Below are 20,096 nucleotides of genomic sequence, written 5' to 3'. Positions count from 1 at the left end.
ATATGGATATTTCAGTCGTAATTCCTCTCTTCAATGAAGAAGAATCCATCCCGGAATTATATTCATGGATTGAACGCGTAATGAACGCACACGGCTTCACATACGAAGTCATTTTCGTCAATGACGGCAGCACCGACCGTTCTTGGCAACTGATTGAAGATTTGCAGGAAAAGCATAGTTGCGTGAAAGGCATCAAATTCCGCCGTAACTATGGAAAAAGCCCTGCCTTATATTGCGGCTTCAAGAAAGCGGAGGGCGACGTGGTCATCACCATGGACGCCGACCTTCAGGACTCCCCCGACGAGATACCGGAACTTTACCGTATGATTGTGACAGACGGATTCGATTTGGTGTCGGGATACAAGCAAAAACGATATGACCCGTTGTCTAAAACGATCCCTACCAAACTGTTCAACGCCACCGCACGCAAGGTCAGTGGTATCAAAAACCTGCACGATTTCAACTGCGGATTGAAAGCTTACCGCAAGGAAGTCGTGAAAAGCATTGAGGTCTATGGGGAAATGCACCGTTATATCCCTTATCTGGCCAAGAACGCCGGTTTCGACAAAATCGGGGAAAAGGTGGTGCACCATCAGGCGCGCAAGTACGGCAAGACCAAATTCGGCGGCCTGAACCGCTTCTTCAACGGTTATCTGGATCTGATTTCCCTTTGGTTCCTATCCAAATTCGGGGTCAAACCGATGCACATCTTCGGCTTTTTAGGTTCTATCATGTTCATTTTGGGTTTCATTGCCACAGGGGTTATCGGCGTGAACAAGCTGTATGACATGTATTGCGGCAACGACTACCGTTTGATTACCGACTCACCCTACTTCTACATCGCGCTCACTACGATGATACTGGGTACGCAACTTTTCCTGACCGGCTTCTTGGGAGAACTCATCAGCCGCAATTCGCCAGAACGCAACAATTACTTGATTGAAAAAGAAATATAAAGATTACATCTTTTGAAGATGAAGAAACTAAAAGGTATAACCCTCACGTTGGTTTGCATCAGCATTTTCATTGCTGCCGTTTCCTGCGAATCTACCGACTGCCCGATAAACAATGTCGTTTACAGTACGTATGGATTCTATGCCGCCACGGATGAAGGGGAAAGCAAAATCCAAGTGTTGGACACACTGACGGTCACGGCTGCCGGAACGGATTCCATTTTGATTAACCGCCTGGTACGAGGAAGCGAAGTGGAACTTCCGGTAAGTTACAGTGCCGCAACCGACACGCTTATCTTCCACTTCACCGATACGGTGGGCCGTACGCGGAGGGACACCATTTGGATTGACAAAGAAAACATTCCGCATTACGAATCCCCTACTTGTCCGGCTTCGATGTTCCACCATGTGACCGCCGTCCGTTGGACCCGACTGCTTGTAGACTCCGTTTCAATTGTAAATCCGAATATCAATTATAATGTATCCGAGAATTTTAAAATATATTTCCGTAGCGGTAATTAGCCTACTTCTCCCTTTCGCTTCCTACGCTCAACAAACCGACAACAAGGAGCCTCAGGAAACCGTAGAAGACCTGACGAAAAAGGAAGCACCCATATTCGGAGGAGTGGCCCTGTCAGGCGACCTTGTAGGTGTCATTATGAAATCCCTCAATTCGGATTATTCGCAAATGGAAGTGGCCGCACATTTGAATTTCAAGGAGAAATATTTTCCGGTTTTTGAATTGGGATATGGGGAAAGTAACTGCGAGGGTGAGGAAACAGGCAATACTTACAAAACCAAGGCACCTTATTTCCGCATCGGTATGGACTACAACTTTACTAAAAAGTGGTACACTGGCAACCGGTTGTATTTAGGCTTACGTTATGCTTTCACGTCTTTCAAATACGATATAAGCTCCCCGGGATTCGCCGATCCGGTGTGGGGAAACGAAGTCCCGTTCGTGTTCAACGGGCTTTCGGCCAAATCCCATTGGGGAGAAATCGTGTTCGGCATAGAAACACGGATATGGAAAATTTTCCACTTAGGATGGAACGTACGCTATAAAATCCGCATGAGCCACAGCGAGGCCCCGCAAGGTTCTCCATGGTATGTGCCTGGTTTCGGCAAATACGGCAATTCATGTATCGGTGGAACATTCAATATCATATTCGACATTTAAACCCTGGCAAAAACATGCAAACATGTACATCACAGAAGCTATACTAATAGGATTGGCACTCGCCATGGATTGCTTTGCCGTAAGCATCACTTCAGGTGCTATTGTCAAGCACATCGTCTTGCGCCCAATGTTGGCCATGATCCTTTCGTTCGGCCTCTTTCAGGGTGCAATGGTATTGGCCGGTTGGTATGTCAGCACACTCTTCAGCCGTTTTCTGGCTCCCATAGACCATTGGATTGCTTTCGGATTGCTCTCTGCCGTCGGTATCCAGATGGTTCGGGAAGGCTTCGGGAAAAAAGAGGAAACCAAGTTCGACCCGCTAAGCTATAAAGTCATCCTTACACTGGCCGTAGCCACAAGCATAGATGCCATGGCCGTAGGAGTTTCCATGGCTTTTATGCCAATAGGTAGCAGTTGGGACACCATCGCAATGCCAACCGTCCTCATTGCCGCCATTTCGTCTGCCCTTACCATAGCCGGATTGGGAACAGGCATATTCATCGGACGCAAGATACCATGCTCCATGGCACCCGCCGGAGGTCTTATCCTGATAGGTATCGGTATTAAAATCATTGTAGAACATTTAGGTTTATGCTCATGAACGATAAAAGAAAAAAACTACGTTGGCAACTGCCATTTCTCATCCTGTTGGTTATCGGCACGATATATGCCATACGCAGCCCACACTCCAATATTCCTTTCCAACGGGAAGAAGGAGCAGTTTTCGGCACGTTTTACCACGTAACCTACCAATGCGATTCCAGTCTGCAAAAGGAAATTGAAGCCGAATTACGAAAAGTGGATGTTTCCCTCTCTCCTTTTAATAAAGAATCGGTCATCAGCCGAATCAACCGGAATGAGGAGGTTACCCCGGACAGCATGTTCGTCCACGTATTCCAACTGGCCAAAACCATCAGCAAACATACCGACGGTGCATTCGACATCACCGTCGCCCCGCTAGTCAATGCCTGGGGATTCGGCTTCAAAAACGGGCAGAATCTCACTCCGTCACAAATCGACAGTATCCTTTCGTTCGTCGGATTTGAAAAAGTGGCTTTGGAAAACGGAAAGGTCGTGAAACAGGATTCTCGGGTAATACTGGATTGCAGTGCCATTGCCAAAGGATACGGCAGTGATGCGGTAGCCCGCCTGTTCGACCGTAAAGGCATCCGGAACTACATGATTGAAATCGGAGGGGAAATCGTGGTGAAAGGACTCAGTCCCAAAGAGCAAAAATGGAAAGTGGGCATCAATAAGCCCATAGACGATTCATTGAATGTCAACAATGAAATCCAAACCATACTGAACGTCACGGACCTCGGTATCGCGACTTCGGGAAATTACCGTAACTTCTATTACAAAAATGGAAAAAAGTATGCACATACCATAGACCCGCACACAGGTTATCCTGTGCAGCACTCCATCCTGTCGTCCACCGTAGTGGCCAAAGACTGCGCCACCGCCGACGCATACGCTACGGCATTTATGGTCATGGGATTGGAACAGGCTAAAAAGATATTGCAGTCCACTCCCGACATACAAGCTTACCTTATCTATGCGGACGAGAAAGGGAAGAACCAAGTGTACACAACTCCGGCCCTCCAAACGATGATGGCCCGATAAAACAGACATATATGGAAAACTTTACATTGGACACTTTGACCGCCCTGCCATTGTTTCAAGGCATCGGAAAAAGTGAATTGGCACAATTTTCCACGTCTGTCCCTCACCGGATCGTCCAATATGCCGAAGGAGAGAACCTGGCAGAACAGGACCACCCCTGCCGACAGTTGATACTGGCTTTCCGGGGCACCATCGAAATGCGTACCCGGTCGGACAACAACCGCTTCGCATTCTACGAACGGCTACAATCGCCAGTAGCCCTGCAACCGGAAGCCCTGTACGGCATTACTCCACACTACACGCATACTTATACAGCACAGACAGACATACGCGCCCTGATCATTCCCAAAGACGGAGTGACCTTGTTATTCAGTCGTTTCGAGGTATTCCGGCTTAACATGATCAACCTCTTGTCCTCCTATATTTACCGTCAGGGAAGATGGCTGTGGCATAACCTTTCAGGGAATACGGAGAAACGTATCGTCAATTTCATTCACTCCCGCAGCGTATACCCTGCCGGGGAAAAAATTTTGGAAATCAGCATGGAAGACCTCGGATTACAAATCAATGAGCCACGCATGAATGTGTCACGTGCCCTGAACCGTTTACAGAAAGAAAACTTAGTCTTATTAAAAAGAAGGAAAATTATCATACCAGCCTTGGAGAAATTGATCCAGGCCTTCTAAAAATACAAGTATCGACATGGACATCATACAAGAAAACAAAACCGAAGAAAGGAAAAATCCGTTTTTCAGCTCTTCCTATGGAACGCCTCACGACACGGCACCTTTCAACCAAATACACCTCGAAGATTTCGAACCGGCTTTCATGGAAGGCATACGGCAAGATGACGAACTGACGGACACCATCATCCAAAATCCGGAACCTCCCACGTTCGACAATACCATATCATTCAGCGTTCCCGACAACCTGCTGAGCCGGGTGAGCAATGTGTTCTTCAACCTGCTGAGCGCGGAAACCAACGACGAGATGGACAATCTGGCGCAGAAAATGTCACCGATATTGACGGAACATGCCAACAACATCCTGCTGAACGAGAAACTGTTCGCCCGGGTAAAGGCAGTGTATGAAAACCACCGTGAATTGACGCCTGAAGAACAAATGCTTTTAGACAAGAGTTACGACGGCTTCATACGCAACGGGGCTAACCTTACGGCCGAGGACAAAGAAAAGTTCCGCGCACTCAGCAAGGAACTGAGCCAGTTGACTTTGCAATTCTCACAGAACAACCTGAAGGAGACCAATAAATTCCAACTCCACCTGACTGACGAAAAGGATTTGGCCGGCCTTCCGGAATCTGCTGTCGAAGCTGCCGCATTGGCAGCCAAGGAAAAGGATTTGGAGGGATGGGTCTTCACCCTGCACGCCCCGAGCTATAACCCATTCATGACCTATGCTGACAACCGGGAACTCCGCCGGAAAATGTATATGGCACGGAATACCCTCTGCACGCACGACAACGAATACAACAACCTTGAAATCGTCAAGCGTATTGTCAACCTGCGACGCGAACGGGCGCAACTGTTGGGCTACCCCACATACGCAGACTTCGTATTAAAGAAACGTATGGCTGAAAACAGCCAGAATGTCTACCAACTGTTAAACGACTTGTTGGAAGCTTACCTGCCCACGGCACGGGAAGAGGTAAAAGAAGTGGAAAGAAAGGCACGTGAAAAAGAAGGAGAAGACTTCGTGCTGCAACCTTGGGATTTCGGTTATTATGCCCATAAACTGCAATTAGAGAAGTACAATCTGGATGCGGAAATGCTACGCCCGTACTTCGAACTGTCACGCGTCAAACAAGGTATCTTCGGACTGGCTTCCCGCCTGTACGGCATTACATTCAAGGAAAATGCCGACATTCCGGTATACCATCCGGACGTGACGGCATACGAAGTGTTCGACAAAGACGGAACTTTCCTGGCCGTATTGTACACGGATTTCCATCCCCGGAAAGGTAAACAGAGCGGTGCCTGGATGACCTCCTACAAAGACCAATGGATAGATGAAGACGGCACCAACCATCGTCCCCATGTGTCCGTCACCATGAACCTGACCAAACCGACAGAGAGCAAACCGGCCTTACTCACTTTAGGAGAAGTAGAAACATTCCTGCATGAATTCGGACATGCCCTACACGGCATATTCGCCAATACGCGCTTCGAAAGTCTCAGCGGTACGAGTGTCTATTGGGATTTTGTGGAACTTCCGTCACAAATTATGGAAAATTTTGCCGTAGAACGCGATTTTTTAAATACCTTTGCCCAACACTACCTGACGGGTGAACCGCTTCCGGAAGAACTTATCGACCGGATTATCAAAAGCCGCAATTTCAACACGGCTTACGCTTGTATCCGACAGGTCAGTTTCGCTCTGTTGGACATGGCTTATTACACGCAGGACAAACCTTTCGAGGAAGACGTGCTTTCGTTTGAAAAACGTGCGTGGGAAGCGGCACAGTTGTTGCCGCAACCTGAAGAGGCCTGTATGAGCGTACAGTTCGGACATATCATGTCCGGAGGCTATGCAGCCGGATATTACAGTTACAAATGGGCGGAAGTCCTGGACGCTGACGCATTCTCCCTGTTCAAGGAAAAAGGTATATTCAACCGGGAAGTGGCACAAAGTTTCCGCGACAATATCTTGTCGAAGGGAGGCACGGAACCTCCTATGGCATTATATAAACGATTCCGCGGACAAGCTCCCACCATAGATGCTCTGTTAAAACGAAACGGTATCAACCCCATAAACAAAGCTTGAGAGAAAAAATGAAAACTCCGGAAGAAAAAAAGCATGAACTGGACCTGCGCTATTTGCGTATGGCTCGGATATGGGCAGAAAACAGCTATTGTGAACGACGCAAAGTAGGAGCCCTCATCGTGAAAGACAAAATGATTATTTCCGATGGCTACAATGGCACACCGGCCGGATTCGAAAACGTGTGCGAAGATGAAAACCACCTGACCAAACCTTACGTGCTGCATGCAGAAGCCAACGCCATCACCAAGATCGCACGGTCTGGGAACAACAGCGAAGGAGCTACCCTGTACGTCACAGACGCTCCCTGCATCGAATGCTCCAAGCTTATCATACAGTCCGGCATCAAGAAGGTCTTCTATGCCCGGCAATACCGGCTGACAGACGGCATCGACCTGCTTCAAAGAGCCGGTATAGAAGTACACTACCTACCATTGGAGACTCAGACTGAAGAACTTTAAAAAACATGTATTTATGAATCAGAATAGTTCATCGCGATTTACACCTATCCTATTGGCGTTATGCCTTGTGGCAGGAATATTGATAGGAACGTTCTATGCCAACCATTTCTCGGGAAACCGGCTGAACATCATCAATACGAACAGTAACAAGGTGAACGACCTGCTGCGTATCATCGACGACCAATATGTAGACACGGTCAATATGACCGACCTCGTGGAAAAAGCCATGCCCCGCATATTGGCGGAACTGGACCCGCACTCGGCTTACACCACAGCCAAGGAAACAGAAGCGGCAATGGAAAGCCTGAAAGGCAGTTTTTCCGGCATCGGCGTGTCTTTCACCAAACAAAACGACACAGCGCGCATCATCAGTGTCATCAAAGGCGGCCCATCTGAAAAGGTAGGATTGCTGGCAGGAGACCGTATTGTCAATGTGGACGGAAAAGACATTACAGGAAAAGACATCACAGCCGAAGACTGCATGAAACTCATGAAAGGCAAGAAAGCCTCCAAAGTCAAATTAGGCATCCGGCGTACGGGTGAAAAGGAGACACTTTACTATACCATCACACGAGGCGACATCCCGGTACACAGCATAGAAGCCACTTACATGCTCACCCCCGAAACCGGATATGTCAAAATCAAAAGTTTCAGCGAAACGACCTACCCCGAACTCTTGGTATCCTTGGCTGAATTAAACCAGAAAGGGTTTAAGCACCTGGTCATCGACTTGCGGGACAACACCGGGGGCATTATGCAGACCGCCATACAAATGGCCAACATATTCCTGCCCAAGAACCGTTTGATTCTCTACACGGAAGGACGCAAATTCCCACGTGAAGAATACAAAAGCGACGGGCGCGGAGCTTTCCCCAATCTGCCTCTGACAGTATTGGTCAACGAGGGATCGGCATCGGCCAGCGAAATTTTTGCAGGAGCCATACAAGACAATGACCGGGGAACCATCATAGGCCGCCGTACGTATGGCAAAGGATTGGTACAACAACCCATCGAATTCCGGGACGGAAGCATGATACGCCTGACCATCGCACGGTATTATACACCTTCTGGACGGTGCATCCAAAAGCCTTACGTAAAAGGACACGGAGAAGAATACGAGAATGACCTTATGGAACGTTACGAACGAGGGGAATTTTTCTCTCAAGACAGCATCAAACAAAAAGGCCCGCAGTTCAAGACTCGCTTGGGACGCACCGTTTACGGCAGTGGAGGCATCATGCCGGACATCTTTGTTCCGGAAGATACAGCAGACATAACCTCATACTATAAGGAAGCGTGGATAAGCGGACTAATACATCAATATGCATTTAACTTTGCCGACAGCCATCGTCCGGAATTGAATGAAATAGATACTAATGAGGAACTCGTCCGCTACTTAGACCAACAAAACGTAGTCCGCAAGTTTGCCGATTTTGCACAACAACGGGGACTTCGCAAAAGAAACCTGATGCTTTACAAGTCACGCAAACTTTTCAGAAGAAGCCTTTATGCTTCCATCATCAACAACGTGAAGGAAACAGAACAATTCTACGAATTCGTCAACAGTGATGACCCGGCAGTTGAACGTGCCATCAAGGTTCTGGAAGAAGGAAAAGCTTTTCCGGAAGCCCCACAGAAAACTGTAACCTCCCAATAATATAGAGACTTATTGGAAAAACTATGGCATTTGATGATGCCGTAGTTTTTCCAAAATTAATTATGCTTATGGATAAAAAAGAATTAAGGGCATCAATGACCCGAAATAAGAAAGAAACTTCCCGGGCGGCCATACTCGACCTTTCCGGCCCGATTTTGAGACGTTTGGCTGTACATCCGCGATTCATCGCTGCACGAACGGTTTTACTCTACCATTCATTGCCGGACGAAGTGGATACACAAGACTTCGTACGTTATTGGAGCTTGCGCAAATGCATCCTGCTTCCCACCGTAAAAGGTAAAGAAATCGAGTTGCACCGTTATGCAGCTGAAGACCGGCTCGAAGAGGGGCCTTTCGGCATCCAAGAATCCACCGGCGAGGTCTTTACCGACTACGCCTCTATTGATTTAGCCATTATCCCGGGAGTGGCTTTTGATGCAAAAGGAAACCGCTTGGGACGCGGACAAGGCTTTTACGACCGTTTGCTGACGCGGTTGCAACATTACGATATATATAAAATAGGTGTTTGCTTCGATTTCCAACGGGTAGAACATGTTCCTACCGAACCCCATGACATCCCCATGGACGAGATTCTTTGAATCGTTGTCAACGGAACACAATATTCTGAATGACTTGCGCTCCCACATACTCATTCAGTTTGCGTACCAATGCTTCCCTACCCATCATTAGGTTAGCCCTGAGGGCCGGTGACTTGAGATGGACGTATAACACTTGATTTTTCACGAAAACATCCCCTGTATACCGGGCAATAGCCTGCCCCATCACTTCGGACCAAGCTGCCGCCATCCGGGTCTCATTCAACGGTGTCTCCAACCCTTCCTGCCGGAGATATTGCCGGATGATGTCGCCTATGCATTCCGCCTTGTTCCGTCTCATGCCTTGATTTCTCCGTTTTCCACATAAAAGAGCTTGTAGTCTTCGTCCGTCTTCTCCAAAATACGATCCAGATGGTCTCGATTGGTATCCGTCACGAAGATTTGCCCGAACTGTTCGCCGGAAACCAATTTGACAATCTGCTCCACGCGGTCAGCATCCAACTTGTCGAAAATATCGTCCAACAACAATAAAGGAGTAGTACGGCTTCCCGTACGGCGCAAGAAATCAAACTGCGCCAACTTCAAAGCAATCAAATAGGTTTTGTTCTGCCCCTGAGAACCCTCCCGCTTTATAGGGAACTCTCCCAAGGTCATCTCCAAATCATCCTTATGGACACCATGCAGGGAATACCCCATAATCCGGTCCTTGGCACGGTCGCGACGAATGACTTCCAACAAATCCCCACGTTGGCCATGAGAAATGTAACGCAGCCCCACATGTTCTTTTCCACGGGAAATCCGCGCATAGAAATCCTGAAAGACCGGAACGAATTCCTCCACGTAAGCCTTTCGCTTCTCGTATATCTTCTCCCCTTCCTGAGCCATCATTTCTTCCCATAGCCCTATAAGGGCTTCATCGGGTTCCTCCTCCTGTTTCAACAACACGTTCCTCTGTTGCAAAGCCCTGTTGTAACGCACTAATGCATCGAGATATTCATGGTCATATTGCACGATTACCATGTCCATAAAGCGTCGCCGCTCCTCACTCCCCCCCGAAATCAAATCGGCATCGGCCGGAGAAACGAGCACTACCGGCACCAATCCGATATGCTCCGACAATCTTTTATACTCTTTCTTATTACGCTTAAAACGCTTTTTCTGTTTGCGTTTCAAACCGCAATATACCTCTTCCGGCTCTCCCGACTCATGCTCATACTCTCCCTGCAACATGAAGAAGTCCTCACCGTGCCGGATATTTTGGGAATCTACGGAATGGGTTGCGCTCTTACAAAAGGAAAGAAAATACACAGCATCCAACAAATTGGTCTTTCCTTCACCATTATGTCCGATGAAACAATTCATCTTCGGAGAGAAGGCCAACTCGGCCTGCGCTATGTTCTTATAATTCAAGACAGAAATTTTTTTCAGTATCATCCGTAGGTTTTCCCGTTAAATCACCCTGCAAAATTAAGGTTTATCCCCCGAATCCTAAAAATAATAGGCTATAAATTTCATCAAACGGGAGAATTTCGCTACTTTTGCTCCGCTTTATTCCCGTACCATGCACTACGGGACGAAAAACAGGAAATAATAATAAAACCATCAAATAAAATGACGAACAAAAAGACACAGCATGATTCACTCAACGTGGAACAGACTTTGATTTCTTCCGAGGCTTTCATCGACAAATACAAGAAGCCTATTATGTACGTTTTCATCGCCATCGTCGTATTGGTAGGCGGATACTTCCTCTATCGGAGTTTCGTAAGCGAACCGCGCGAGGCCAAAGCCAATGAACTGATGTTCAAAGGGCAGCAATATTTTGCTTCGGACAATTACGAAAAGGCGTTGAACGGTGACGAACAAGGCTTTCCCGGTTTCTTGAAAATCGCCAACGACTACGGAAGCACGAAAGCCGGCAATCTGGCACAACTCTATGCCGGATTAAGTTATGCCAAATTGGGTAAATATCAGGAAGCTGTTACCCGTCTGGAAGATTTCAAAAATTGCGGCGATGCCATGGTGTCTCCGGCTGCCATCGGTGCACTGGGCAACTGTTATGCAGAATTGGACCAATTAGACAAAGCGACTTCCACTTTATTGGAAGCAGCCAAGAAGGCGGACAACAACAGCCTCAGCCCCCTCTATCTGATTCAGGCCGGTGAGATTTTCGAATCGCAAGGAAAGAAAGACAAGGCTTTGGAATGCTACAAAGAAATCAAGACCAAGTATGTGAACTCCATGCAGTATGCCGAAATCGACAAATACATCGAACGTGTAAGCGAATAAAGTCCTAAAGCAGAAAACGAACATGGCAACGAATTTACATAACTTGTCTGAATATGACCCCAAGTCCGTCCCCTCGGCCCAAGGCATGCGCTTCGGCATCGTGGTCAGCGAATGGAATCACCACATCACCGGCTCGTTGTTGGAAGGTGCGCAAACCACCTTGCTCAAACATGGAGTCAGTGAAGAAGATATTTTGGTCATGACCGTGCCGGGCAGTTTTGAATTGGTGTTCGGTGCCGCCCAAATGGCTAAAAGCGGCAAGGTGGATGCCGTGATAGCCATCGGTTGCGTGATTCGCGGCGACACTCCTCACTTCGATTACATCTGCGAGGGAGCAACCCAAGGATTAGCAGAATTGAACACGAATGGCGATGTACCCGTCATCTACGGACTGCTCACTTGCAACAACTTGCAACAAGCACAAGACCGTGCAGGAGGCATTTTGGGAAACAAAGGCGATGAATGTGCCGTAACAGCCATTAAAATGGTGGACTACAAAAGACGCATCAAGGGCTAAAAAGCCATAACTTATATGAACGGCGGCCGTAATCTCTTAGGATTACGGCCGCCGTTCATATTTACGAGCACCATTATGAAACAAAGGACTACTTCTTGTTGAAAATCAAGTCAAGTCCTTGGCTACACATCCCGACTCAAATAATCAGGGTCTGTAGCCATATATACGAAAATGTTGGTGTCGATAAGCACCCTCATACTTTTACAACAAGAATGTAGGGTCATTCACAATCAGACTACCTTTTAGTCTCATAGCTGCCTCCCACGTCTTATTTACTCTCTTCGGAGGATTTTTCCTGTCCGCTTCCAAGATTTCTTCCACCTTACTTTTCTTCATCGGTTCCATTGCTTTTTCAGTATTTTCTTCCATAGTTACTTTCCTTCCATGGTTACTACTATGGCAAAGATAGTGAAACTCGTCCACATACGGATAACTTTTGAGAAAATAGTGCAAAGTGTTTGAGAACTAAAGGAATATGTAGTTTTGTTCCAGATTCTTCCATTTGTGGTTTTTGACCGTTTTTGAGGGAGTTAGGAAAACAAATCGCTACTTATCCGTTGCCTTTTCCTGATTGAAAAATAGGGTTGGAAATAGCTTCCATATCCACTTTTCATATCCTGTTTATCACTGCATGGAACGATGTTTCTTGCAATGTCTATAATGCAAACTTAGTCATATTTTTCTGTATTAGAAAAAAAGACAGGGTTTGTTTGTTAGGCGAAGGGTCTTATTCTTCGTTCCGCTATATTTTTCATGCCATTCATTTGCTCGCTATATAATAATTTTGCAAACAAAGAAATTGGTTATGAATCAGGCAAATGTAAGGGTTTCGTTCTACCTGAAAAAGAGCGAGGCGGATGCTAACGGGAACTGCCCTGTAATGGCTAAGTTAAGTGTAGGAAAATACTCTGAAGCGGCATTCAGTGTGAAGATGAAAGTGCCACAGTCACGCTGGACTTCCGGACGTGCTTCCGGCAAGAGCTTGGCGGCTAAGGAAATCAACAACCGGCTGGATGAGATACGTGCGATGGCTTTGAATATCTATATGGAACAGTCGGCTGTCCATGACGGAGTGACAGCCGATGAAGTGAAAAGCATACTGCTTGGAATGGCAGACGGGCAGGAAACACTTTTAGGATATTTCAGACGGTTCATTGGCAATTTTGAAAAACGCGTGGGAGTAAACCGAACGGCAAAAAGTTTGCAAGCCTATCGGAATGCTTACAACCATATAGAGAGATTCCTGCAAGTACAATTCAATCTATCGGACATTCCGTTTTCTGCATTGGACCGCTCCTTCATCGACAAATATGACCTGTACCAACTATCGTGAATACAAGGATTTGAACGACTACCTGTGTGGGAAAAGTATAAACCAATCGGCAGAACCGATAAAGCAGGAGAAGCAAGTCCAATCCGCAAGGCGGATGATGCAGCCACCGAAAAAGCGAGGGCTGAAGATGTAGGGAGAAGTACGCTTGCAGCCGCACGGAGGTATTTCCGCAAGAAAATACCATAGCTCAATAGGGCGTTTTCTTCACGCATTACTCCGTAACGCTAAAAACACCCTATCGAGCCAAAGGGAAATCCCTTTGGAAACCCTGTGTAAACGAGAGCTGAAACCAAACTCGTTTGGATTATGCCGAGTGCGGCAAGAGTTCATCCTTGAGATAAACCCCGTGAGCCAATACTACAGGCAGAGAGAAGACACATAACGATAACCGCAAAAATAGGAATAATATAGGATATTTTTCATTAGACATAAAGAAAGCAAAAGGTGCATCGGACACCACACAGTCCGACCATATAAAGATAATACCTAAAAACGCAGACCCTACAAGAACACATCTGAACAAGGTACTTGTCGAATACCCCGATGGCGTTCACGGCAGGGATGAAGCGATTGCCCACAGGTTGAACACGGCAGGCATCAAACGGAAAATCACGCACGACCAAGTCCGTGTCGTTCGGGTGGTTTTGTCGGGTACGCACGAGGATATGATGAACATACAGGAAAAAGGAAAGCTCGATGAATGGTGTAGCGACAGCATCCAATGGCTGTAAGCCACATTCGGCAAAGACAATGTGGTTGCCGCCCATCTGCACATGGACGAGAAGACACCGCACATACATGCAGCCGTTGTTCCTATCGTGACGAGTGAAAGGCGCAAAGCCAAGAAAGAACAAACGGACGGTAAGCGCAAGTACCGCAAGAAAACAAATTCCGTCCGTTTGTGTGCCGATGACCTGTTCAACCGCCAGACACTGATTGCCTACCACGACAATTACGCATGGGTGATGGCGAAATACGGATTGCAACGTGGGGTACGGGGGTCGGAAGCACGACACACCACCACCATGCAGTATTATCGGGACTTGAAAAAGAAGAATGAAACCCTTGAAACCGAAACCAGACTGTTGCAGGAGAAGAAAGCCGAGGCGCAGGAGGAATTGAGACAGGTAAAAGCGGAAATTCGCACCGACAAGCTCAAAAGCGCAGCCACCGATACGGCAACCGCCCTTGCAAGCAGTGTGGGTTCTCTTTTCGGAAGTGGAAAAATGAAATCGTTGGAACGCAGGAACGAGGACTTGCAAGACCGCATCCTTGAACTTGAAGACGAAGCCCGACAACGGGAACGGCAACAAGCCGAACAGATACAGGAGATAAGAAATACTTACGAGCAACAGCACCGCAAGCTGTCTGAGTTTACGGATTTTGTCAGACGCTACTTTCCGCATGTGGAGAAGCTGATGCCGACCATTAAATTTTTGCGTGATACGCTGAACTTTGGCGATGCCGTTATTAGGAAACTATGCACATTCAAAGATGTCTCCATTAAAGGCGAACTGTATTCTCGTGAGTTTAACCAACATTTCAGGGCAGACAAAACGATATGTTCACTTAAAGAGGACAAGGAGGGCAATTTCAACCTCAATATAGACGGTGTTTCATATGTCAGTTGGTTCAGACGAAAGAAAGACGAGTTTATGCAATCATTGGGAATGCCGACAAGAAAACAGGAAAAGGTATTAGGTTGTAAATCAAAATAAAGTCCGTGATGATTGAATGTAGTATCACGGATTTTTTGTACTTTTGTGGCATAATTGAAGACAAAATTATGTCTTGTACAAATAATCTCTTAGAAAAAGAAAAATTATGAGTAAACGGTCTCTCTTGTTAGCTATTATAGTGTTGATATTTATTAATTTAAGTACCAATGCCCAGCAAAGATTACAGCACCTTATTAATGAATTTAAATCATCTATAGAACTCCCCGAATATTATAAGGGGAAACAACTAATGACTCGAAGTCCATATGAGGTAAAAAATATGAATATTGAAAATGGTATTTTGACATTTCAGTACACTTCAGGGAACCAATCATATACTAACAGTTATTCTATCGAAATAGATTTGAGAAAAGTAGAAACTAAAAAAGGAGCAGGATATAATTACAATGCGTGGTTTGAAAATCCAGGAAGTGTTATTGTTCGAAAAACAGGTAATGAGCCAGAAACGATATTGGTGGATTGGTTTACTTTTTCTTGTAAATCAGAAGGTATGAGAGATAAGGTGTATAATGAGTTAGTATCTATGCAAGCTCCTTTTAAACCCAAAACAAATTCGCATCAAAAACAATCTTCAAATAAATCGCAAAAAACAGATTCGCAAACTCTTTCAGTTTCAAAAAAATCAAAATCGGGTAAATATGCGCAATAAAATTCTCTATACACTCTTGATGGCATTTATGATTTGTTGGTCATCATGTAACAATGGTAATACCGCATCAAAGCAATCCAAGTCTATTGTTGGTCTTTCATCTGACACATTGTCAATTGATAATGTATCTAATAAAAACATCTCCATATCTGTACAAAATGAGAGTGTAATATCTCTCCATTCAAGTCAAGAGAACTCAATAGTTGTATCACTGCTTGATGTTGCAAGAATGGTTAAAGATAAGAATGAGGTCGCTTTACTTGCTTTAAAGAATGATAATGTGCTACAAATCAAAGTCGTTGTTGAAAACGAAATAGACACAGTCTACAATTATAGTATTTCACCATACTATAATGAAGATGTTGTATTCTCGATTTCAGGACAATGTGCTCCATTGGTGCCTAAATTTTCTAATCCGACACAAACTATTGATATTAAAAAATGGCTATTTAGAAAAAAAGAACATCTAGATAACGAAAGCATACATTTATTATGTGGGTTAATTAATCAATTATCCAGAACCAATACAATTGAATATGTAACAAATTCTATTATTCCTGTTATTCATAGTTTCTCTGGGGTGAAATACAGAGTAAACACTTCTATTATAGCAGATTATTATGTATTGTACGCTTGCTCTTCAGCAAAAGAAATTGATGCATTTGTAGAAGATGTTGTATCTAACGATTTTGACCTATGTGTGAAAAACCCTAATGGGGAAATGGACTGTTATCGACAATCAGAAAGCAATGGATATAAATGTATATGCTTAGTTGCCATAAACAGCGATTGGAGTTACAAAATACAGCCATTGGGACTTATTGCTATAGATAATTCAGCTCCTGTCTCTACGTTATCTTCATATGAAGACAATGTTTCAAAGATTAATTTTCCGAATAATATGACGGTTCTCTTCCCATCCAACAAGCCACTAATCAATGGGGTTTGTGATGTGTCTATTACTAATTCAGCTGGTAATGGAATTGAATGTAATGTTTCCTTTCGGATTATATTTGCTGGGGATGTAAAATCGGTTACAGTTAAAAGAACTAAGAAACTTTGTTATGATAGTTGGACGCACAAAGTAGAAAACAAAGTTATAGATTTAATAGACAAGAGCAGTCCATATACATTCACATATATGTTACATCTTACAGATGGAGATAATTACATTCCAATCATTGTAGAAGACAATCACGGAAATAAGCGTGAGTTTGAACTTAATGAAAGGGCTGAATTTGTAAGAACTGATGCTCCTAACATCAACATTGACAATAACATCAACATTGACAATTTTTAGATTCTGACTACTGAACATAATAACTTATGGGTGGTGACATTGTTCTATAGGAGTATATATCATTGACTAAGTTTATGTATTTATCCTAAACATACTTACTATAACAACCGTGAATTGGTACAAATTCTTACATAATGCATGGAGTAGCTTTTTTAAGAAGAAAAAGAATAATGGAGAGGTAATTATGCCATACCTTAATTCTTTTGCGGAGAATCATAAAACAAGATTAGCTATTATAGAACGACATCTTCATCGGAAAGACTATAATTTTGGTAAATGGAAAGCAATTCTGATTCCCAAAAAAGATGGAGGTAATCGCCCACTAATCATTCCCAATAGTATTAGCGACAAACTCGTATTAAAAGCAATAAGCGACTATCTATCAGACTCATTATATTGTGTGTTTAATAGTGTCAGCTCTATTAGTTATGCTTATCAAAAAGGGAAATGTACACGAGATGCTCTTATTCAATTAAAACGGATACATAATCCCGAAAACATCTTATTAAAAATCGACATTAAGCACTTTTTTGATGAAATAGATAAGGCAATACTTATTCAACTGTTAGATGAATATCAAATAGATGATTATGTGAAACGTTTGATTTTCAAATGTATTAATCCTATTATAGACTACTCAAACCTAAAAAAAAGTGACATTGAAAAGTTTCCAAAAGGTGGAATGCCTCAAGGGAATCCGATTTCTTCTGTATTAAGTAACTTATATCTTTATGAATTAGATAAGTTAGCAATTTCTAAGGGCTGGAAAATGGTTCGGTATGCAGATGATATGGCATTCTCTGTGTCCAATATTGGAGAAGCCAAGTTAATTCTATCTCAAATTGAAAAATACCTATTAGAGAGGCGTAAATTGACCATACACCCTTTAAAAACATCCTCTGATGCAAAGACAGCTATTTTCCTAAATCCAAAGAAAAATAGCATGAAGTATTTGGGCGTAATTTTTAATGGTCAATATTTATTCCCAACAAAAGAATGCTATAATCAATTAATTGGAAAAATAAAAAGCATACTCAAAGACGCATTGACTTCCAAAGAAAAAGAAGTAGCTATTAAAAAGGCTATTGCTCAATGGTGTGGTTACTATGCATTTACTGACATTCCCAATAACCAGATTAAATGGATGAATAATGTTATTAATTACCAAATTGGCAAATGCAAATTAGATATACCTAAGGTCAATATAGCTGATGCTATTTATAAGACAAGGAAACGTCAAAATAATCGACTTGTTTCAATATTTTATCCTATACAATTTGGAGAAGAGTATGGATGGTTGAATATCTACAGTTAAAAAGTTTATTGTGGATGTTAGATTCACTTTTATTTTTTACTTTTGTACTCAATAGAGTTACTTGAGTGCAATTCAAAGCAGAATACAGCAAGAAGAACGGTTGGCAATTCATTACCTCAAAATCGGGTTATCTACCCAAAGCCCTTATTATAAAGGGATAAGGATTATATTCCAAATTTAGATATAAATCACGATTTATATGCCAGTGGAATAAGAAAAAATCAAGACCACCCCTATCTTTATGGCGTGGAGGTCTCAGTGTGTGAGCCTCAAAGTAAATGTTTAACGAGCTCTTAGTCTCAAAATGTAATAGCCTATGCGGATAGTATGTGGTCTTGACGTACACAAAGATAGTGTATTTGTTTGTATTCTCAACGAAAAAGGTGAGAAATTTGAAGCTAAGTATGGTGTTTTGACACCTGAGTTGGAAGAGCTGCACCAACTTCTCCTTACTCATGAAGTAAAGGAAGTTACTATGGAAAGCACGAGTATTTACTGGCATCCCATTTGGCGCATTCTCAGTGATATAGAATGTCTGAAGTTGGTCAATCCCTACTTCATCAAGCAGCTTCCCGGTCGGAAAAGTGATGTCCGTGATGCTGCCTGGATAGCTGAATGTACCATGAAGGATCTCATCCGTGGCAGTTTCGTTCCGGATGATATAGTGCAGCGTATGCGTCAGTATAACCGACGCATTTTTGACTTGAACAAGGAGAAGGTCTATAAACTGACCAAACTGGACACCTTGCTCCAACGCTGCAATATCCGCATCAGTAACTACGTATCTTCTACAGACAGCAAGAGCTACAAAGATGTGGTCAAATTACTATCTGAGGGGATTGCCGATGCGGAAAAACTGACAGAGGCTATCCATGGACGGACGTTGAAACGTGTCGGGAAAGAGGTGATTGCTGCCGCTCTGACAGGAGTTGTCAACGAAGTGGACATAGACCTGATCCGCCAGTACAGGGAGGAAATCCTTATGGACGACAAGCATCTGAAAGAGTGCCAGGAAAAACTGACGGAAATCTGCAGGAAGGAATTCCCAAAGGAGTTCGAGAACCTTCAAACGATACCCGGTGTAAAGGAACGTTCGGCAACCTCCATACTCTCAGAATTAGGAGCCGATATGAAAATGTTTCTGACAGCATCTGCATTGGTGTCGTGGTGCGGACTCAAACCAAGGAATGAAGAAAGCGCAGGAAAAATCAAATCGCGTAAGATAACGCATGGTAACAAGTACATCAGGAAGACTTTGATTGAATGCGCATGGGGAGCCAACCGGACACAAAACTGCTTTTACTCGAATTTCAGTTACATACAAACTGTCGTCAGAAGGAAGAATGCCATGAAAGTGAAAGTGGCCATAGCCCGGAAAATGCTCGTTGCCATTTGGCATGTGCTGAATGAAGGAGTTGCATATCATGATTATAAGAAGCCTGAAGCTATAGCAGACGGCAACTCTTAATATACCGCTTATTGTAAGGCCAGTATCTTTGTGGTAGCATAGACTCCGTTTTGCAAATTGACTGATGCTTTAAGCGGCTTAGGATGCCAGTGTTAGGAAATAAAGCCTGAAGAGGAAAATGATATTTATTGCATTGTATATCAGACTGCTCTTGATAGAACGGTCAATACAATCATGCTCCTTAACACCATAAATTAAGTAAAGGAGCCATAAAGACAGGGATAATCTTTATCTTTTCATAGAGGAAGATACAAAAAATATAAGAACAGGGAACAAT

Annotated in this window: 19 protein-coding genes and 3 pseudogenes; 19 read left to right on the top strand and 3 right to left on the bottom strand. The window is 44.1% G+C overall.

What is annotated here, in order from left to right:
- Positions 1-2: 2 nt before the first annotated feature.
- The 10 genes from E0E47_RS00960 to E0E47_RS00915 all read left to right on the top strand — a co-directional run bounded on the left by E0E47_RS00960 (position 3) and on the right by E0E47_RS00915 (position 9,251).
- Positions 3-956, top strand: a complete 954-nt coding sequence (locus E0E47_RS00960; RefSeq protein ID WP_008624853.1) for a glycosyltransferase family 2 protein — start codon at positions 3-5, stop codon at positions 954-956.
- Between the two features lie 18 nt (positions 957-974).
- A complete protein-coding gene (locus E0E47_RS00955; protein WP_130892620.1) occupies positions 975-1,475 on the top strand; it encodes a DUF6452 family protein in 501 nt (166 codons plus the stop codon).
- The gene (locus E0E47_RS00950) at positions 1,432-2,133 is read left to right on the top strand and encodes a DUF6048 family protein (protein WP_130892619.1); all 702 of its coding nucleotides are present in this window, start codon (positions 1,432-1,434) and stop codon (positions 2,131-2,133) included. The genes E0E47_RS00955 and E0E47_RS00950 overlap by 44 nt, the downstream gene beginning before the upstream one ends.
- Positions 2,134-2,155: 22 nt before the next feature.
- Positions 2,156-2,734: a manganese efflux pump MntP gene (locus E0E47_RS00945; protein ID WP_008624849.1), complete on the top strand. Its 579-nt coding sequence runs from the start codon at positions 2,156-2,158 to the stop codon at positions 2,732-2,734.
- A complete protein-coding gene (locus tag E0E47_RS00940; RefSeq protein WP_130892618.1) occupies positions 2,725-3,756 on the top strand; it encodes an FAD:protein FMN transferase in 1,032 nt (343 codons plus the stop codon). Before E0E47_RS00945 ends, E0E47_RS00940 begins: the two co-directional genes overlap by 10 nt.
- Before the next feature lie 11 nt (positions 3,757-3,767).
- Positions 3,768-4,442, top strand: a complete 675-nt coding sequence (locus E0E47_RS00935; RefSeq protein WP_008624837.1) for a Crp/Fnr family transcriptional regulator — start codon at positions 3,768-3,770, stop codon at positions 4,440-4,442.
- A 16-nt stretch (positions 4,443-4,458) separates the two neighbouring features.
- On the top strand, positions 4,459-6,537 hold the full coding sequence (locus E0E47_RS00930) for a M3 family metallopeptidase (RefSeq protein ID WP_130892617.1): 2,079 nt from the start codon (positions 4,459-4,461) through the stop codon (positions 6,535-6,537).
- Positions 6,538-6,545: 8 nt separating this feature from the next.
- Complete coding sequence (locus E0E47_RS00925; protein ID WP_008624835.1) at positions 6,546-6,995, top strand: deoxycytidylate deaminase; 450 nt, start codon at positions 6,546-6,548, stop codon at positions 6,993-6,995.
- 13 nt (positions 6,996-7,008) lie between these two features.
- Positions 7,009-8,652 (top strand): S41 family peptidase, encoded by a 1,644-nt coding sequence (locus E0E47_RS00920; protein ID WP_130892616.1) that lies wholly within the window; start codon positions 7,009-7,011, stop codon positions 8,650-8,652.
- A gap of 62 nt (positions 8,653-8,714) precedes the next feature.
- Entirely contained in the window at positions 8,715-9,251 is a 537-nt protein-coding gene (locus E0E47_RS00915) for a 5-formyltetrahydrofolate cyclo-ligase (RefSeq protein ID WP_130892615.1), read from the top strand.
- Between the two features lie 7 nt (positions 9,252-9,258).
- Here E0E47_RS00915 and E0E47_RS00910 read toward each other — a convergent pair whose 3' ends face one another.
- Both E0E47_RS00910 and recF read right to left on the bottom strand, forming a co-directional pair.
- Positions 9,259-9,549 (bottom strand): DciA family protein, encoded by a 291-nt coding sequence (locus E0E47_RS00910; protein WP_008624832.1) that lies wholly within the window; start codon positions 9,547-9,549, stop codon positions 9,259-9,261.
- Positions 9,546-10,643, bottom strand: a complete 1,098-nt coding sequence (gene recF / locus E0E47_RS00905; protein WP_008624831.1) for a DNA replication/repair protein RecF — start codon at positions 10,641-10,643, stop codon at positions 9,546-9,548. The genes E0E47_RS00910 and recF overlap by 4 nt, the downstream gene beginning before the upstream one ends.
- Positions 10,644-10,820: 177 nt before the next feature.
- Here recF and E0E47_RS00900 point away from each other — a divergent pair, with 177 nt between their 5' ends.
- Together E0E47_RS00900 and ribH are read left to right on the top strand one after the other, a co-directional pair.
- Positions 10,821-11,498 carry a tetratricopeptide repeat protein gene (locus tag E0E47_RS00900; protein WP_130892614.1) on the top strand — a complete coding sequence of 226 codons (678 nt, stop codon included), beginning with the start codon at positions 10,821-10,823 and terminating at the stop codon, positions 11,496-11,498.
- Positions 11,499-11,520: 22 nt separating this feature from the next.
- On the top strand, positions 11,521-12,015 hold the full coding sequence (ribH, locus tag E0E47_RS00895) for a 6,7-dimethyl-8-ribityllumazine synthase (protein WP_130892613.1): 495 nt from the start codon (positions 11,521-11,523) through the stop codon (positions 12,013-12,015).
- Positions 12,016-12,216: 201 nt separating this feature from the next.
- Here the strand turns inward: ribH and E0E47_RS17195 are convergent, their stop codons facing one another.
- Positions 12,217-12,384 carry a hypothetical protein gene (locus E0E47_RS17195; RefSeq protein WP_172604622.1) on the bottom strand — a complete coding sequence of 56 codons (168 nt, stop codon included), beginning with the start codon at positions 12,382-12,384 and terminating at the stop codon, positions 12,217-12,219.
- Between the two features lie 436 nt (positions 12,385-12,820).
- Between E0E47_RS17195 and E0E47_RS00890 the strand changes: the two are divergent.
- From E0E47_RS00890 to E0E47_RS00860, 7 genes and pseudogenes are all read left to right on the top strand, one after another.
- Positions 12,821-13,336 (top strand): annotated as a pseudogene (locus E0E47_RS00890) (phage integrase SAM-like domain-containing protein); the annotation flags it as partial.
- 4 nt (positions 13,337-13,340) lie between these two features.
- A pseudogene (locus tag E0E47_RS17470) lies at positions 13,341-13,481 on the top strand (toprim domain-containing protein); the annotation flags it as partial.
- A 274-nt stretch (positions 13,482-13,755) separates the two neighbouring features.
- Positions 13,756-15,066 (top strand): annotated as a pseudogene (gene mobV, locus E0E47_RS00880) (MobV family relaxase).
- 106 nt (positions 15,067-15,172) lie between these two features.
- Positions 15,173-15,736 (top strand): hypothetical protein, encoded by a 564-nt coding sequence (locus E0E47_RS00875; protein WP_130892612.1) that lies wholly within the window; start codon positions 15,173-15,175, stop codon positions 15,734-15,736.
- Complete coding sequence (locus E0E47_RS00870; protein ID WP_130892611.1) at positions 15,726-17,036, top strand: hypothetical protein; 1,311 nt, start codon at positions 15,726-15,728, stop codon at positions 17,034-17,036. The genes E0E47_RS00875 and E0E47_RS00870 overlap by 11 nt, the downstream gene beginning before the upstream one ends.
- A gap of 109 nt (positions 17,037-17,145) precedes the next feature.
- Positions 17,146-18,351 carry a reverse transcriptase domain-containing protein gene (locus E0E47_RS00865; RefSeq protein WP_130892610.1) on the top strand — a complete coding sequence of 402 codons (1,206 nt, stop codon included), beginning with the start codon at positions 17,146-17,148 and terminating at the stop codon, positions 18,349-18,351.
- Positions 18,352-18,667: 316 nt separating this feature from the next.
- Positions 18,668-19,819, top strand: a complete 1,152-nt coding sequence (locus E0E47_RS00860; protein WP_130892609.1) for an IS110 family RNA-guided transposase — start codon at positions 18,668-18,670, stop codon at positions 19,817-19,819.
- Positions 19,820-20,096: the final 277 nt, after the last annotated feature.

The sequence above is a fragment of the Paraprevotella xylaniphila YIT 11841 genome, from assembly GCF_900683745.1.
Taxonomy (GTDB): domain Bacteria; phylum Bacteroidota; class Bacteroidia; order Bacteroidales; family Bacteroidaceae; genus Paraprevotella; species Paraprevotella xylaniphila.
Note: the sequence above shows the minus strand (reverse complement) of the source record. Positions and strands in the feature narration are given on the sequence as shown.

Coding starts and splice junctions, on each gene's coding strand:
- E0E47_RS00945 (WP_008624849.1), top strand. CDS start 2,156: ATGTACATCACAGAAGCTATACTAATAGGATTGGCACTCGCCATGGAT.
- E0E47_RS00915 (WP_130892615.1), top strand. CDS start 8,715: ATGCTTATGGATAAAAAAGAATTAAGGGCATCAATGACCCGAAATAAG.
- E0E47_RS00860 (WP_130892609.1), top strand. CDS start 18,668: ATGCGGATAGTATGTGGTCTTGACGTACACAAAGATAGTGTATTTGTT.
- E0E47_RS00900 (WP_130892614.1), top strand. CDS start 10,821: ATGACGAACAAAAAGACACAGCATGATTCACTCAACGTGGAACAGACT.
- E0E47_RS00875 (WP_130892612.1), top strand. CDS start 15,173: ATGAGTAAACGGTCTCTCTTGTTAGCTATTATAGTGTTGATATTTATT.
- E0E47_RS00930 (WP_130892617.1), top strand. CDS start 4,459: ATGGACATCATACAAGAAAACAAAACCGAAGAAAGGAAAAATCCGTTT.
- recF (WP_008624831.1), bottom strand. CDS start 10,643: ATGATACTGAAAAAAATTTCTGTCTTGAATTATAAGAACATAGCGCAG.
- E0E47_RS00920 (WP_130892616.1), top strand. CDS start 7,009: ATGAATCAGAATAGTTCATCGCGATTTACACCTATCCTATTGGCGTTA.
- E0E47_RS00940 (WP_130892618.1), top strand. CDS start 2,725: ATGCTCATGAACGATAAAAGAAAAAAACTACGTTGGCAACTGCCATTT.
- E0E47_RS00925 (WP_008624835.1), top strand. CDS start 6,546: ATGAAAACTCCGGAAGAAAAAAAGCATGAACTGGACCTGCGCTATTTG.
- E0E47_RS00935 (WP_008624837.1), top strand. CDS start 3,768: ATGGAAAACTTTACATTGGACACTTTGACCGCCCTGCCATTGTTTCAA.
- E0E47_RS17195 (WP_172604622.1), bottom strand. CDS start 12,384: ATGGAAGAAAATACTGAAAAAGCAATGGAACCGATGAAGAAAAGTAAG.
- E0E47_RS00950 (WP_130892619.1), top strand. CDS start 1,432: ATGTATCCGAGAATTTTAAAATATATTTCCGTAGCGGTAATTAGCCTA.
- ribH (WP_130892613.1), top strand. CDS start 11,521: ATGGCAACGAATTTACATAACTTGTCTGAATATGACCCCAAGTCCGTC.
- E0E47_RS00955 (WP_130892620.1), top strand. CDS start 975: ATGAAGAAACTAAAAGGTATAACCCTCACGTTGGTTTGCATCAGCATT.
- E0E47_RS00910 (WP_008624832.1), bottom strand. CDS start 9,549: ATGAGACGGAACAAGGCGGAATGCATAGGCGACATCATCCGGCAATAT.
- E0E47_RS00870 (WP_130892611.1), top strand. CDS start 15,726: ATGCGCAATAAAATTCTCTATACACTCTTGATGGCATTTATGATTTGT.
- E0E47_RS00960 (WP_008624853.1), top strand. CDS start 3: ATGGATATTTCAGTCGTAATTCCTCTCTTCAATGAAGAAGAATCCATC.